The sequence below is a fragment of the Duganella sp. Dugasp78 genome (assembly GCF_059491455.1).
In genome coordinates this window covers 408,274-423,696 of sequence record NZ_CP168506.1, presented here as the reverse complement: position 1 = coordinate 423,696, position 15,423 = coordinate 408,274, and the positions used below count along the sequence as shown (strand labels likewise).

Annotated in this window: 8 protein-coding genes; 7 read left to right on the top strand and 1 reads right to left on the bottom strand. The window is 65.6% G+C overall.

The genetic code is table 11. The features are described 5' to 3' along the window. Positions 1-382 precede the first annotated feature (382 nt). Complete coding sequence (locus tag ACEN9O_RS01920; protein ID WP_495615976.1) at positions 383-3,082, top strand: phosphocholine-specific phospholipase C; 2,700 nt, start codon at positions 383-385, stop codon at positions 3,080-3,082. Between the two features lie 216 nt (positions 3,083-3,298). Next, positions 3,299-5,194, top strand: coding sequence for a methyl-accepting chemotaxis protein (locus ACEN9O_RS01915; protein WP_495618414.1), 1,896 nt, complete (start codon positions 3,299-3,301; stop codon positions 5,192-5,194). Between the two features lie 26 nt (positions 5,195-5,220). On the opposite strand, the gene ACEN9O_RS01910 is transcribed toward ACEN9O_RS01915, so the two are convergent. Beyond that, the gene (locus ACEN9O_RS01910; RefSeq protein WP_495615975.1) at positions 5,221-5,475 is read right to left on the bottom strand and encodes a hypothetical protein; all 255 of its coding nucleotides are present in this window, start codon (positions 5,473-5,475) and stop codon (positions 5,221-5,223) included. Positions 5,476-5,589: 114 nt separating this feature from the next. Between ACEN9O_RS01910 and ACEN9O_RS01905 the strand changes: the two genes are divergently transcribed. From ACEN9O_RS01905 to ACEN9O_RS01885, 5 genes are all read left to right on the top strand, one after another. Next, positions 5,590-6,765, top strand: a complete 1,176-nt coding sequence (locus ACEN9O_RS01905) for an MFS transporter (protein ID WP_495615974.1) — start codon at positions 5,590-5,592, stop codon at positions 6,763-6,765. Positions 6,766-6,867: 102 nt separating this feature from the next. Then, complete coding sequence (locus ACEN9O_RS01900; protein WP_495615973.1) at positions 6,868-10,212, top strand: GDSL-type esterase/lipase family protein; 3,345 nt, start codon at positions 6,868-6,870, stop codon at positions 10,210-10,212. 120 nt (positions 10,213-10,332) lie between these two features. Beyond that, complete coding sequence (locus tag ACEN9O_RS01895; protein ID WP_495615972.1) at positions 10,333-11,562, top strand: XylR family transcriptional regulator; 1,230 nt, start codon at positions 10,333-10,335, stop codon at positions 11,560-11,562. Positions 11,563-11,694: 132 nt separating this feature from the next. Further along, on the top strand, positions 11,695-13,629 hold the full coding sequence (xylB, locus tag ACEN9O_RS01890; RefSeq protein WP_495618413.1) for a D-xylose 1-dehydrogenase: 1,935 nt from the start codon (positions 11,695-11,697) through the stop codon (positions 13,627-13,629). Continuing rightward, the gene (locus tag ACEN9O_RS01885; RefSeq protein WP_495615971.1) at positions 13,626-15,398 is read left to right on the top strand and encodes an IlvD/Edd family dehydratase; all 1,773 of its coding nucleotides are present in this window, start codon (positions 13,626-13,628) and stop codon (positions 15,396-15,398) included. Before xylB ends, ACEN9O_RS01885 begins: the two co-directional genes overlap by 4 nt. The last annotated feature ends 25 nt before the right edge of the window (positions 15,399-15,423 follow it).

The following is a 15,423-nucleotide window of genomic DNA, read 5'->3' as shown; positions in this document are numbered from 1 at the left end:
AAAGCAAGTTTGAGAAAATCGTCGAGTGAGCCGCTGCGTCTTGGTTGAAGCAAACTGCATGACTAAATAGTAGGCCATTCTGGTGCACTGCATCAAGGTCTTATATAAGACATATAACTAAATTTAATCCCTTGTTTTTCAATGACTTGAGTATCGATTTTTAGGATGTGAAACGAATTTTCAAAAGGTGAGCTAAAAGCATCGTCAGGTTTTCTGCGATGATTTTGCAATGTGAAACGATTTTTCAGCTTTTGAGCTGGCGGGGTCTCGGCGGTGCCAGCAATATTGCGCGCAGGTTAATGAATCTTTAGCTGCAATGTGCAACTGCGTTGTCATATTTGCTCGTTATTCTTACTGCTTCCTTGCAAACGAGAGCCAGCCGATGACTATCAGCCGCCGTAAATTCCTCCGCTACGCCGCAGGCGCCGGCGCGACCGCCACCTCCATGTTCCCCGACCTGATCCGCCAGGCGCTGGCGGTGCCCGCCAACAACGTCACCGGCACCCTGGCCGACGTCGAGCACGTGGTCATCTTCATGCAGGAGAACCGCTCCTTCGACCATTACTTCGGCACCCTGTCGGGCGTGCGCGGCTTCGACGATCCGCGCGCCATCGACCTGCCGGACGGCCGTCCGGTCTGGTACCAGCCCGACGGCGCCGGCGGCTATGTGCTGCCTTTCCACTTCGACGCCAGGAACACCAGCGCGCTGTCGGTCGGCACCAACCACACGTGGAAGGGATCGCAAGCCACCTGGCAGGGCTGGGACGCCTGGGTCAAGCAGAAGACCCCGCAGTCGATGGGCTATTTCGACCGCGGCGACCTGCCGTTCTATTACGCGCTGGCGGACGCCTTCACCATCTGCGACGCCTATCACTGCTCGATCTTCGGCGCCACCGATCCGAACCGCATGTACTCGCTCACCGGCAGCAGCGAGGGCTGGTTGGGCTCGATGGGCGGCCTGTACAACATCAGCGCGGCCGGCTATTACAACGCCGATCCGGCGGGCGACAACATCAGCGCCAGCGTCACCGCCAGCGCGCCCACCTGGCGCACCTATGCCGAAGTGCTGGAGGCGAACCAGGTCAGCTGGAAGGTGTATCAGGAGTGGGACAACTACGGCGACAACTACCTGGCCTACTTTAAGAACTTCCGCGTCAACGCCGACGGCAGCCATCTGAGCCCCAACTCGCCCTTGTACCAGAAGGCGCGCACGATGGCGCCGGGCTCCACCGCCGCCAACTCCACCGGCACCAGCGGCGACTGGCTGGTCAACGCCTTCGCCGACGACGTGCGCAACAACCGCCTGCCGCAGGTGTCGTGGATCTGCTCGCCAAACGATTACACCGAGCACGCGCCCAACTCGCCCAACGCCGGCGAGAACATCACGGCGCGTTTGCTGGCCGCGCTGGTGGCCAATCCGGAGGTGTGGTCCAAGACCGTGTTCCTGCTGATGTACGACGAAAACGACGGCTTCTTCGACCACGTGCCGCCCGATATCGCGCCGCTCAACGACAGCATGGGCAAGACCACGCTGGCCGACATCGGCACGCACGAAAATTATCAGGGCGTGCCGGTGGGCCTGGGGCCGCGCGTGCCGATGCTGGTGATCTCGCCATGGAGCAAGGGCGGCCGCGTGTGCTCGCAGCTGTTCGACCACACCTCCAAGATCCGCTTCCTGGAGGAGTGGCTGGTGGCGGCGCGCGGCAAGGCGCGCGCGAACGTCCAGTGCGACCTGATCTCGCCGTGGCGCCGCGCCGTTTGCGGCGACCTCACCTCGGCCTTCGACTTCAGCGCGCCCAACAGCAGCTGGCCCGCCAGCGTGCCGAAGACTGCGGCCTACCAGCGCGTCTCCGGCAAGCCCTATCCGACGCCGCCGGTGGTGCAGACCCTGCCGAGGCAGGAGCCCAGCACCAGCGCGCCCGGCTTGCGTGTCGCCTGCGCGCTGCCGTATGAGTTGTCGGTGCAGGGCCGGCTGGCCGGCGCCACGCAGTTCGAGCTGAGCTTCGCCAACAGCGGCCAGGCCGGCGCGGCCTTCATCGTGTACTCCAGCCTGCGCGGCGACGGCCCGTGGTACTACACGGTCGAAGCGGACAAGGAGATCGCCCACGAAATGTGGAGCTGGACCGGCAGCGCCTACGAGCTCAGCGTGCACGGCGCCAATGGCTATCTGCGTCAGTTCAAAGGCGCGCTGGCGATTGCCGGCGGCGCGCGGCCGGAACTGCAAACCCGCTACGACCGCGCCAACGGCGACATCAGCCTGGTGCTGTCGAACCTGGAAGGCACGCAAGCCTGCAGCTTCACCATCACCGACAATGCCTACGGCGCGGCGGTGGCCAGCTACAGCGTGGCCGCCGGCCAGACCCTGGCTGTGCCGTGCAATCTGTCGGGCAGTTTCGGCTGGTACGATTTCAGCGTCACCTGCAGCGCCGATGCGCAATGGCTGCGCCGCGCGGCGGGCCACGTGGAAACCGGACGGGCCAGCCACGTCGATCCGATGATAGGCACCAATCGCGTCAAGGTCTTTCTCGGCACCGGCACGCCCAACGTATCGCGCGGCAGCGCCGCCGTGTTCGGCTACACGGCGCCACCCGGCAAGATCGATGCGAAGAACTGGATAGGCCTGTACGCGGCCGGCAGCTCGCCCGGCAAAGGCAATGCGGTGCAGTGGGCGTACGCGCCCAACTTCAGCGGCAGCGTGTCGTTCAACACCAGCACGCTGGCGGTGGGCGAGTACAACGCCTGGTATCTGTACCAGAACGCGTATGTGGTGCTGGGCGGTCCGGTTGCGCTCAACGTGACCCAGCTGACGGCCTCGGCCGCGAGCGTCAAGCCGGGCGTGGCGATCGTCTTCAACTATGTGCTGCCGGCAGCCAAGGTCAACAGCACCAACTGGATCGGCATCTGGAAGGCGGGCCTTGCGCCGGCTGGCGGCGGCTATATCGCCTGGCAGTACGTCACCACCGCCAGCGGCAGCGTCAGCTTCGACACCAGCAAGCTCGCGCCAGGCAACTACAGCGCCTGGTGCCTGTACAACGATGCTTACGTTTTGCTAGCCGGCCCCGTCAACTTTACCGTCGCCTGATCGGCGACCGGACCCCATCCGAGGTGTGGTGCGCGGTGTGACGAAATCGCACCACACCTCCGGCATCGATAGATTGACCACGCTTAATTGCTGGCGGAGAATGTGTCTCCTTGGCATGCATTTCATTTCAAAAATTTCCGTAGCAGGGCGCCAAGTTTTACCATCTCATCACATAGCATAAGCAGCAACACATAACGTTCCGTCCAGGGAGACATGATGTTTGCAAACATGAAAGTGGTGACCCGCCTGGGTCTGGGTTTTGGTGCCGTAGTGATTCTGCTGTTGGTGTTGTCGGTGGTCAGTACCTTGCGCCTCGCGTCGCTCAATGAGGGCGTCAAACGGATTACCGAAGATCGCTATCCCAAAGTGGTGCTGGCGAAAGATGTGATCCACTACACGATCGACAATGGCCGTCAACTGCGTAGCATGATGCTTGCGACAAGCGACGAGGAGCGCGAGAAGTTCCGCCGGTTGGTCGAGAGCAACCGCACTAAGGTGGCCGAGATGCTGGGAAAAATGGACAAGCTGATCACCAGTGAGAAGGGGCGCGTGATGTTTAAGGAAGTCGCCGCCAAGCGCGAGGTCATGCATGCCAGATATGATCAGTTGTATGGCCTGGTCAAGAGCGATCAGAAAAAAGCCATCGAATACCTGAAGAACGACTTTGCCGAAAGTAATAACAACTACGCCAGCGCGCTGGAGGCGTTGGCCGAGTTCCAGGGCGATTTGATGGAGAAGGAAGCCATCTCGGCTGACGAGACCTATCAGGCGACACGCAAGCTCGTCATCTCGCTGTCCATCGCGGCGGTACTGGCGGCGGTCCTGATCGCCTGGCTGATTACGCGCGACCTGGTCAAGCGCCTGGGCGGCGAGCCCTACTATGCGGCCGAGCTGATGGACCGCGTCGTCAAAGGCGACCTGAGCGTCGAAGTCCGCCTCAAGGCCGACGACCACAGCAGCATGTTGTACGCCATCGGCGAGATGATCGTGAAGATGCGCAAGGTGGTCGAAGGCCAGCGTGCCCTGGTGGCCGCCGCCAATCGCGGCAATTTCGACGCCCGCGTGGACCTGTCCGGCATGTCGGGCTTCCAGCAGGAGATGGGCGAGAGCCTGAACCAGCTGGCCATCACCACCGGCGCCAGCATCGCCGACGTGGTGCGGGTGATGGGGGCGATGTCCGAGGGCGACCTGACCAAGACCATCGACAAGCCCTACGAGGGCGCGTTCGGCCAGCTGAAGGAATACACCAACAACACGGTGAGCAAGCTGGCCCAGGTGGTCAGCGAAGTCAACAACAGCGCCGAGGCGCTGGCCGCCGCCTCCGAAGAGGTCAGCGCCACCTCGCAGTCGCTGGCGCAGGCCGCCAGCGAGCAGGCGTCGAGCGTGGAGGAAACCTCGGCCTCGGTGGAGCAGATGACCGCCTCGGTGGCGCAGAACACCGACAACGCCAAGGTCACCGACGCCATGGCCAGCCGCGCCGCGGTCGAGGCCAGCGATGGCGGCGATGCGGTGCGCTCGACGGTGGCGGCGATGAAGCAGATCGCCGCCAAGGTCCTGATCATCGACGACATCGCCTACCAGACCAATCTGCTGGCGCTGAACGCCGCCATCGAAGCCGCGCGCGCGGGCGAGCACGGCAAGGGCTTCGCGGTGGTCGCGGCGGAAGTGCGCAAGCTGGCCGAGCGCAGCCAGGTGGCGGCCCAGGAAATCGGCCAGGTGGCCAGCGGCAGCGTGGAGCTGGCCGAGAAGGCCGGGCAGATGCTGGGCGCCATGGTGCCCAACATTAAAAAGACCTCCGACCTGGTGCAGGAAATCACGGCCGCATCGGAAGAGCAATCGTCGGGGCTGGCGCAGATCAATTCCGCGATCAGCCAGCTGAGCCAGACCACCCAGCAGAACGCTTCCGGTTCCGAGGAGCTGGCGGCCACGGCCGAGCAGATGAGCAGCCAGGCCGAAGAACTCCAGCAGACCATGGGCTTCTTTGTCCTGAACGGCGCCGGCGTGCGCTCGGGGCGGCAGCGCGATGGGACCGGCCCGATCCGCGTGCGTCCGGCCGCCTTGCGCGCCATCGCGGTGGAAGAACCCGACGAATCGAAGTTTGTCCGCTACTGAGTCGTTGAAGATGGACGGGGCCGCCGCTAGGCGCGTCCCGTCGGCCCGGCCTTGATCGCCGCGACGATTTCCGCCGCGGCGGCCTCCGCGGCCTCGCGGGCCGAGGCCGCGTCCTCAAACCGTTGTATCACCGCCACCCGGTGTTTGCGGCGCACGTTCAGCCGATGCAGCGGCGTGGCCGACGGCGCGAACACGGCCACGTAGGCCCCCCAGAGCTTGCAGCCCTCCAACCGTTCCGCTGAGAACTCCACTTCAAATTCATCGATGTACTTGGTTGGCACGGCTCCCTCCTGCATGGCTGGCGTCATGTCACCAATGTACGCGCTCCGGGCCGGTACTGTCGCGCATTTTCTGCAATCCTTTACAATCGCTGCACCGCCGACACTACCCCGACCATGAACGATACCCAGAATGTCCGCCGGCGCTCGCTGATCGCCGCCTGCAGCGCCCATGCCATCCATGACGGCCTGACCGATGTGATCTACGTGCTGCTGCCGATCTGGCAGACGCAATTCGCCATCAGCCTGGCGATGGTGGGCCTGCTGCGCGGTGCCTACTCGGGCATGATGGCGGGCTTCCAGCTGCTGGCCAGCCGCCTGGCCAGGCGCTGGGGCCGCGAGCGCATGCTGATCGGCGGCACCGCGCTGGCCGGCATCGCCTACCTGATCGCCGGCATGGCCGGCGGCCTGACGGTGCTGCTGATCTCCCTGCTGCTGGGCGGCCTGGGCGCCAGCACCCAGCATCCGCTGGCCTCGTCCATCGTCACCGACACGCACGAGGCGGGCGGCGGCGTCAAGCAGGCGCTGGCGCAGTACAACTTTGCCGGCGACATCGGCAAGACGCTGGTGCCGGGTGCCGTCGGCCTGCTGCTGGTGGTGGTGAGCTGGCAGGCCAGCGTGGCCCTGATCGGCTGCCTCGGCCTGGCGGCCGCGGTGCTGCTGTGGTGGCTGCTGCCGAGCGCGGCGGAATCGGCGCAGCACCAGGCGGCGTCGGCCCAGGCCAAGGCCGTGACAGGACGCGGCTCGGCCGGCGGCCTGCGCGCGCTGGTCCTGACCGGCGTGCTGGACAGCGCGGTGCGCATGGGCTTCCTGACCTTCCTGCCTTTCCTCTTGCAGCGCAAGGGCGCGGGCACGGCCGGCATCGGGCTGGCGTTGTCGCTGCTGTTTGTCGGCGGCGCTTTCGGCAAGCTGTTCTGCGGCTACGTGGGCGCGCGCATCGGCATGATGAAGACGGTGTGGGTCACCGAGTCCGCCACGGCGGCGCTGATCCTGCTGTCGGTGTGGTTGCCGCTGGTTGCCATGTTGGCCATGTTGCCTTTGCTGGGGCTGGCGCTGAACGGCACCTCGTCGGTGTTGTACGGCACGGTGCCGGAACTGGCCGCGGCCGGCAAGCGCGAGCAGGCTTTCGCGCATTTCTACACCGGCACAATCGGCGGCGGCGCGCTGGCGCCGGTGCTGTTCGGCCGGCTGGGCGACGTGGCCGGCGTGCCCAACGCGCTGATGGCGCTGGCGGCCTTGCTGCTGCTGACGCTGCCCCTGTCGTACCGGGTGCAACAGTCGCTGGACAGCTGAGGCGCCGCGAATATCATTGCTTCCATTGGTGAATTTCGTAATTGCTGCGCCGGCGGCTAGCTTGCAGAATGTAGCGAGAAAAATATTCGCGAGACATTCCCCATGGCTTTTATCCGTTGGTACCTGGCTGCGTGCCTGGCCGCCGTATCGGCTTCCGCATGCGCGGCGCCGGCCCAGGACCTGAACGTTTATGCTGGCGGCCCGCAGCCATCGTGGCATGTCACGTTGACCGGCCTGACCGTGAGCATGCCGATGGACGGCGCCACCGCCGTGATCCCGCCGTCGACCCAGATTCCGGCCAGCCGCGTCAGCGCTGCCAGGGACGGCGAGGCGCTGACCCTGAATTTCAAGGAATCATGGTACGCCGGCCTGCGCGTGGAGGGCGGCAAGCCGCTCGATCTGCGGCCCTACCTGGCGCACGGGGTGCTGGCGCTGGACATCAACGTCAAGGACATGTCGGACGGCGGCATCGGCCTGGCGGTCAGCTGCGGCAACAACTGCGACCGCAATGTGCCCTTCGTGCTGCCGGCGCGCGCCATTGCCGGCAAGGGCTGGCAGCACGTGGTGCTGTCGATGAGCTGCTTTGTGCACGACGGCGACGACTTCAGCGCCGTCACCCAACCCTTCGTGCTCAATGCCACCGGCAACGGCGTGGTGTCGGTGGCCAACGTCAAATACCAGGACAGCGGCACGCCCAACGCCAGCTGCCCGGATTACCGCACCGTGTCGGTCACGCCGGACAAGTTGAACGAATCCTGGGCGATCAAGACCTGGACGCCGCGCCACGAGAAGAAGTTGGCCGAGGCAAAGGCGCTGGGCAAGTCGGCCCAGGTGGTGTTCATCGGCGATTCGATCACCGAAGGGTGGGAGAAAAGCGGCGCGCCGGTCTGGGAGCGCTACTACAAGCCGATGAACGGCCTGGCGCTGGGCTTTGGCGGCGACCGCACCGAGAACGTGCTGTGGCGCCTGCTGCACGGCGAGGTGGACGGCCTGGCGCCCAAGGTCGCGGTGCTGATGTTCGGCACCAATAACGCCGGCCACCGGCACGAGGATCCGAAGCTGACCGCGGCCGGCATCCGGCGCAATATCGACGAGCTGCGCCAGCGCCTGCCGGACACCAGGATCCTGCTGATGGCGATCTTCCCGCGCGGCGAAAAGCCGGACGACCAGCTTCGCCAGATCAACGAGAAGGTCAACGGCATCATCGCCGGCTTTGCCGACAACCGCCACATCTACTTCCTCAACATCAACCAGGCCTTCCTGGCGGCGGACGGCACGCTGTCGCGGGACATCATGCCCGACCTGCTGCACCCGAACGAGAAGGGCTACAACATCTGGGCCAAGGCCATGGCGCCCACGCTGGACAGGCTGATGGCGGGCGGCGACGACTACGCCTGGGACAATGTCGCCATCGGCGGCAGCGGCTATGTCTCCGGCATCGTCACCAGCAAGACCGAGAAGGGCCTGGTCTACATCCGCACCGACGTCGGCGGCGCCTACCGCTGGGACGGCGCCGCGCAGCGCTGGATACCGTTGCTGGACTGGGTGTCCGACCAGCAGACCGGCCTGCTGGGCGTGGAGTCGATCGCCATCGATCCGTCCGCGCCGTCCAAGGTCTACCTGTCGGCCGGCATCGCCTACCTGGACGGCGGCGCCAGCGCGATCCTGAAATCCAGCGACTACGGCAAGACCTTCACCCGGATCGACGTCAGCGGCCAGTTCAAGGTCCACGGCAACGGCCTGGGCCGCGCCACCGGCGAGAAGCTGCAGGTGGACCCGGTCAACGGCAAGATTCTCTATGTCGGCACGCGCGCCAACGGCATGTTCAAGAGCGTGGACGAAGGCCTGAGCTGGCAGCACCTGGACGGCCTGCCGGTGGCGGCCACGCCCAACCGCAACGGCGTGAGCTTCGTGCTGCTGGACCCGGCCAGCGCGGCCGGCGGCGCCACGCAGCGCATCTTCGCCGGCGTGTCGCGCTACGGCTCGGTGGGCGCGAATATGTATGTGTCCGACGACGGCGGCAAGAGCTTCGCGCCGATCAGCGGCGGCCCGGCGGCGCTGATGCCGCAACGCGCGGTGCTGGTCAAGGGCAGCCTGGTGGTGGTCTACGCCAATGGCGCCGGCCCGCACGGCGATGCCGATCATGGCGAGGGCATGGACCACGGCCAGGTGTGGAAGTACGATATCGCCGCCGCCAAGTGGCGCAATATCTCGCCGCCGCTGGACCGCGCCTACAGCGGCATCACGGTCGATCCGGGCAACCAGGACCGCATGCTGGTCTCCACCACCAATTACTACCGGCAGCCGGGCCGGATGGGCGACCAGATCTTTGAAACGCTGGACGGCGGCAAGCACTGGCGCAGCGTCGTCGACCAGGGCGTGCGCATCGACCCCAACGGCGTGAGCTGGATCGCGGGCAGCTTCATGCACTGGACCTCCAGCATCGAGTTCGATCCCTTCGACACGCGCACGGTGATGCTGGTCTCGGGCAACGGCATTTTTAAATCCACCGACATCCACGCCACGCCGGCGACCTGGAAATTCGACGACGCGGGGCTGGAGGAATCGGTGCCGCTGAACCTGGTCAGCATTCCCGGCGGTCCGGTCATTTCCGCCATTGGCGATTACGACGGCTTCCGCCACACCGATGTGAGCCGGTACGCGCCCATCCACACGCCAACCATGGGCACCACCCGGGGCCTGGACTTCGCGGCCGCCAATCCGAACATGCTGGCGCGCGTGGGCAGCGCGATGTACGTGTCGCGGGACATGGGTGTCAGCTGGAAGAAGACCGCCAGCATCAAGGGCAAGCAGGGACAGCTGGCGTTGAGCGCGGACGGCAGGGTGATCGTTCACAGTCCCGAGCATTCCTCCACCAGCTACTACTCCACCGACGGCGGCGACAGCTGGAACGCGGTCCAGGGCCTGAACGGCGCGCGGCCGGTGGCCGATCCGGTCAACCCCGGCAAGTTCTACGCGCTGAGCGGCGCCGCCATGCTGGTCAGCACCGATGCCGGCGCCAGCTTCGCGCCCGCCGGCCGCCTGGCCAGCGCCAGGGGTTCGGCGGCGGTGCGGGCCGCGCCGGGCAGGGAGGGCGATGTCTGGGTCGCGCTGTACGACGGCGGCCTGGCGCGTTCCACCGATTCCGGCGCCACCTTCGCCCAGCTCCCCAATGTCGCCTATGCGGCGGCGGTGGGTTTCGGCAAGGCCGCGCCGGGCGCGAACTACCCGGCGGTGTATATCTGGGGCACGGTGGACGGCGTGCGCGGCGTCTACCGTTCCATCGACAGCGGCGCCAGCTGGCTGCGGATTAATGATGATAATCATCAATACGGCGGCCCGGGCGATGCCCAATTTGTTGTCGGAGATGCAAATAAGTATGGCGTTGTGTATATGAGCACGGCCGGCCGGGGCATAGTGACTGGCAAGCCGATTGTCGCCAAATAAGGACGGCTTCGCCTTTTTCATCGGAACAGGATCGGAAACATGCCACAATACCCGGCACATCAGCACCACATAGAGGGTGTGACGAGACATGTACCGAGATTGAGGCCGTTGAAAATGCAGATGAAGTCCCATCGTATTGCGTTGCTGTTCAATGCAAACAAGATTTTTGACCGTGAAGTGATCGCCGGCATCGCCGCTCACCTGAGCGGCACCCGTGCCTCCTGGGATTTGTTCCTGGAGGAAGATTTTCGCTTGCGCCTGCCCGGCATCGAGCACTGGCAGGGCGACGGCATCATTGCCGACTTCGACGATCCCGCCGTGGCCTCCGCGCTGAGCCGCAGCCGGGTGCCGGTGGTGGCGGTGGGCGGCTCCTACGCCGACGACAGCAACTACCCCGACGCCGTGCCTTACGTGGCCACCGACAACTTCAAGCTGATCAAGATGGCCCACGATCACCTGATCGAGGCCGGCCTGCGCAATTTTGCGATGTTCAGCCTGCCGGAAGCGCGGGAGAACCGCTGGGCGCAGGAGCGCGAGACCGCCTTCCGCACGCTGATGCGCAAGGATGGTATGGAGCCGCAGGTCTACCGCGGCCTGGGCACCAGCGCGCCGGCCTGGGACGAGGCGGTGGAGCAGCAGATCCAGTGGCTGCACAGCCTGCCCAAGCCGGTCGGCATCATCGCCGTCACCGACGCCCGCGCGCGCCAGCTGCTGCAGGCCTGCATCATGGCCGGCATCGAGGTGCCGGAGCAGGTGGCGCTGATCGGCATCGACAACGATCCGCTGGCGCGCATGCTGACGCGCATTCCGCTTAGCTCCGTGATCCAGGGCGCGCAGGAGATGGGCCGCACCGCCGCCCACCTGCTGGACCAGATGCTGCACGGCGTGCGCCTGGGCGGCACCCGCATCCTGGTGCCGCCGGTCGGCATCAACGGGCTGACCTCGACTCGCCATGAGGCGCCCAAGCACCCGCACGTGATGCGGGCGCGCCATTTCATCCGCCAATACGCCTGCCAGGGCATCAAAACCCACCAGGTGGCCGAATACGTGGGCATATCGCGCTCGTCGCTGGAGTCCTACTTCCGCCAGGAGCTCGATTGCAGCGTGCATGACGTGATCCTGCGCTTCAAGCTGGACGCCGCCACCCAGATGCTGGCGCGCGCCGACCGCAGCATCACCGAAGTCGCCCTCAGTTGCGGTTTCACGTCGGTGCAGTATATGCACGCGGTGTTCAAGCGGGAGCTGGGGTGCACCCCGCGCGCCTACCAGGACCGCGCCATGCAGGGCGCCGCCGCCGCGCCGGCCGGCGACGATGGCGACGATCCGCCCGAGCTGCGCAGCGTCGCCTGAGCGGGGGCGCGTAAAACATGACCGGGATTGGTGAGTTTCATAATTGCCGTCATGGGTGAATCGGGTCAAAATCCTTCTCGCAGTTTGCTTGCCAGCCTGGAGAAAGAGACCTTGGAAAATAATGTGAAAACGATGCTGCCCGACGATATCGAACGGGCAGTGCTGGTGGGACGTGTTTGGCGCAATGGCGTTATCGACGGACCTTGTGTGGTCGCCGTGCGCAACGGCGAGGTGTTCGACATCACCGGCCACGCGCCCACCATGTCCGATCTGCTGGAGCGCGACGATGTCCTCGACATCGCCCGCAGCGCACCCGGCGAATCGCTGGGCAGCGTGCAGCAGCTGATGGGGCATGCACTGGACAGCAATACCTTCGTTGGCGCCGCGCGTCTGCTGGCGCCGTGCGATCTGCAAGCGATCAAGGCGTGCGGGGTCACCTTCGCCGTCAGCCTGCTGGAGCGGGTGATCGAGGAACAGGCCGGCGGCGACGCCTCCCGCGCCAGCGCCCTGCGCGCGGAAATCCAGAGCATCATCGGTTCCGACCTGTCGGCCATCCGTCCCGGTTCGCCGGAAGCGGCGCGCCTGAAGGCGGACCTGATCGAACGCGGCCTCTGGTCGCCCTACATGGAAGTGGGCATCGGCCCGGACGCCGAGGTGTTCTCCAAGTCGCAGCCCATGTCGGCTGTCGGCCAGGGCGCCGATGTCGGCCTGCACCCTGATTCGAAATGGAACAACCCGGAGCCGGAGATCGTCCTGGCCGTCAACAGCCGGGCGCGCGTACTGGGTGCCACGCTGGGCAACGACGTCAATCTGCGCGACATCGAGGGCCGCAGCGCGCTCCTGCTGGGCAAGGCCAAGGACAACAACGGCTCCTGCTCCATCGGCCCGTTCATCCGCCTGTTCGACGAACACTTCACCATCGACACCATCCGCAACGCGGAAGTGAGCATGCTGATCGAAGGCCGGGACGACGATTTCCACCTGGCCGGCGCCAGCCGTATGCGCGAGATCAGCCGCGATCCGCTCGACCTGGTGAGCCAGGTCTGCGGCCCGCATCATCAATACCCGGACGGCTTCATGCTCTTCCTCGGCACGATGTTCTCGCCGATCAAGGACCGCGACAGCGCCGGCGGCGGCTTCACCCATCACCTGGGAGACCGTGTGAGCATCTCGACACCATCGCTGGGTACCCTGGTCAACCATGTGCAGCGCAGCGACGCCATCGCACCGTGGACCTTCGGCGTACGCGCCTTGCTGGGCCGTGCACGCGGCGCCGCCGCGGCGCGCGCCGTGCCGGCCCTGCAGACCCGGGTGCAGCACGCGAGCTATCCTAGCCTGGCCGGCAAGCGCGTGGTCATCACCGGCGGCGGCAGCGGCATCGGCGCCGGCATGGTGGAGGCCTTTGCGCAGCAGGGCGCGCAGGTGCACTTCCTCGACATCGCCGAAGCCGATTCGCTGGCGCTGCAAGGCCGCCTGGCGACGCTGGCGGTACCGCCGACCTTTATCCGCTGCGACCTGACCAACCTCGATGCGTTGGCTGCCGCCTTTGAACGTATCGGCCCGGTCGATGTGTTGATCAACAACGCCGCCAACGACGACCGCCACAAGCTGGCCGACGTCAGCCACGAATACTGGGAGCAGCGCATGGCGGTCAACCTGCGCCACCAGTACTTCTGCGCTAAGGCTGTCGCCGGCGGCATGCAGCAGCGCCGCAGCGGCGTGATCCTGAACTTCGGTTCGATCTCGTGGCACCTGGCGCTGCCGGAGCTGACCCTGTACATGACGGCCAAAGCCGCCATCGAGGGCATGACGCGCGGTCTGGCGCGCGACCTGGGCCAGCACAACGTCCGCGTCAACTGCATCATCCCCGGCGCGGTGCGTACGCCGCGCCAGGAAGCCCTGTGGCACACGCCTGAAGAGGAAGCGCGCATCCTGGCCGGCCAATGCCTGCCGCAACGCGTGCAGGTGGACGACGTGGCCGCGCTGGCGCTGTTCCTGGCCTCCGACAACGCCGGCCGCTGCACCGGGCGCGATTACTTCGTCGACGCGGGATGGTACGGCGCATGAGTACCCCACGCCGCTACCGCTCGCAGGATTGGTTCGACAATCCGGACCATATCGACATGACGGCGCTGTACCTGGAGCGCTTCATGAACTACGGGATCACGCCGGAAGAGCTGCGCTCCGGCCGTCCCATCATCGGCATCGCGCAGAGCGGCAGCGACATCAGCCCCTGCAACCGCATCCACCTGGAGCTGGCCAAGCGCGTGCGCGACGGCATCCGGGATGCGGGCGGCATCGCGATGGAATTCCCGCTGCATCCGATCTTTGAAAACTGCCGCCGTCCGACCGCCGCCATCGACCGCAACCTGGCCTATCTGGGCCTGGTGGAGATCCTGCACGGCTATCCGATCGACGCCGTGGTGCTGACCACCGGCTGCGACAAGACCACGCCCGCGCAGCTGATGGCCGCTGCAACGGTGGATATTCCCGCCATCGTGCTGTCCGGCGGGCCGATGCTGGACGGCTGGTTCGAAGGCGAACTGGCAGGTTCCGGCACCGCGATCTGGAAGGGCCGCCGCCAGCTGGCCGCCGGCGAGATCGACAACGAAAAATTCCTGCAGATCGCGGCCGCTTCGGCGCCGTCGGCGGGGCACTGCAACACCATGGGCACCGCCTCGACCATGAACGCGATGGCCGAGGCGCTGGGCATGTCGCTGACCGGCTGCTCGGCGATCCCCGCGCCGTACCGCGAACGCGGGCAGATGGCGTATGAAACCGGCAAGCGCATCGTCGAGATGGCGCGGCTGGACATCAAGCCGTCCAGCATCCTGAATCGTGCAGCTTTCCTCGATGCGATCGTGGTCAACGCCGCCATCGGCGGTTCCACCAACGCACAGCAGCACATCATGGCGATGGCGCGCCACGCCGGCGTCGAGCTGCATTCGAGCGACTGGATGGAGTACGGCCATGCCGTGCCGCTGCTGCTGAACATGCAGCCGGCCGGTAAATTCCTCGGCGAGCGCTTCCACCGCGCCGGCGGCGTGCCGGCCATCATGTGGGAACTGGAGCAAAAGGGCATGCTGCGTTCGGACCGTCCTACCGTCACCGGCCGCACCATGCGCGACAACCTGGCCGGCCGCGAGACGCATGACCGCGAGGTGATCTACCCGTTCGACCAGCCGCTGAAGAAGGACGCAGGTTTCTTCGTCCTGAAGGGCAACCTGTTCGACTTCGCCATCATGAAAACCAGCGTGATCTCGGAAGCCTTCCGTGCCCGCTATCTGAGTACGCCGGGCAGCGAGAACATCTTCGAATCCCGCGCCATTGTGTTCGACGGCTCCACCGATTACCACGACCGCATCAACGATCCGTCGCTGAACATCGACGAGGACTGCATGCTGGTGATACGCGGCGCCGGCCCGGTGGGCTGGCCTGGTTCGGCCGAAGTGGTCAACATGCAGCCGCCCGATGCGCTGGTCAAGCGCGGCATCAACGCGCTGCCGACGCTGGGCGACGGCCGCCAGTCCGGCACCTCGGACAGCCCGTCGATACTGAACGCGTCGCCGGAGAGCGCGGTCGGCGGCGGCCTGGCATGGCTGCGCACCGGCGACCGTATCCGCGTCGACCTGAACGCCGGCCGTTGCGATGTGCAGGTCCCCGAGGCGGAATGGGAAGCGCGCAAGAAGGATGGTCTTCCGGCCATTCCCGCCAGCCAGACGCCGTGGCAGGAAATCTACCGCAGCACCGTTGGACAAATGGAAAACGGCGCCTGCATGGAACTGGCTGTACCATACCGTGGAGTGGCTAACAACCCGGCACGTCACAATCACTAGTAAGCTGGACATCGATCCATGCGAT

What these genes read in the sequence shown, in the direction of transcription:
- ACEN9O_RS01920 (WP_495615976.1), top strand. Translation starts at nt 383, where the DNA reads ATGACTATCAGCCGCCGTAAATTCCTCCGCTACGCCGCAGGCGCCGGC.
- ACEN9O_RS01915 (WP_495618414.1), top strand. Translation starts at nt 3,299, where the DNA reads ATGTTTGCAAACATGAAAGTGGTGACCCGCCTGGGTCTGGGTTTTGGT.
- ACEN9O_RS01905 (WP_495615974.1), top strand. Translation starts at nt 5,590, where the DNA reads ATGAACGATACCCAGAATGTCCGCCGGCGCTCGCTGATCGCCGCCTGC.
- ACEN9O_RS01900 (WP_495615973.1), top strand. Translation starts at nt 6,868, where the DNA reads ATGGCTTTTATCCGTTGGTACCTGGCTGCGTGCCTGGCCGCCGTATCG.
- ACEN9O_RS01895 (WP_495615972.1), top strand. Translation starts at nt 10,333, where the DNA reads ATGAAGTCCCATCGTATTGCGTTGCTGTTCAATGCAAACAAGATTTTT.
- xylB (WP_495618413.1), top strand. Translation starts at nt 11,695, where the DNA reads ATGCTGCCCGACGATATCGAACGGGCAGTGCTGGTGGGACGTGTTTGG.
- ACEN9O_RS01885 (WP_495615971.1), top strand. Translation starts at nt 13,626, where the DNA reads ATGAGTACCCCACGCCGCTACCGCTCGCAGGATTGGTTCGACAATCCG.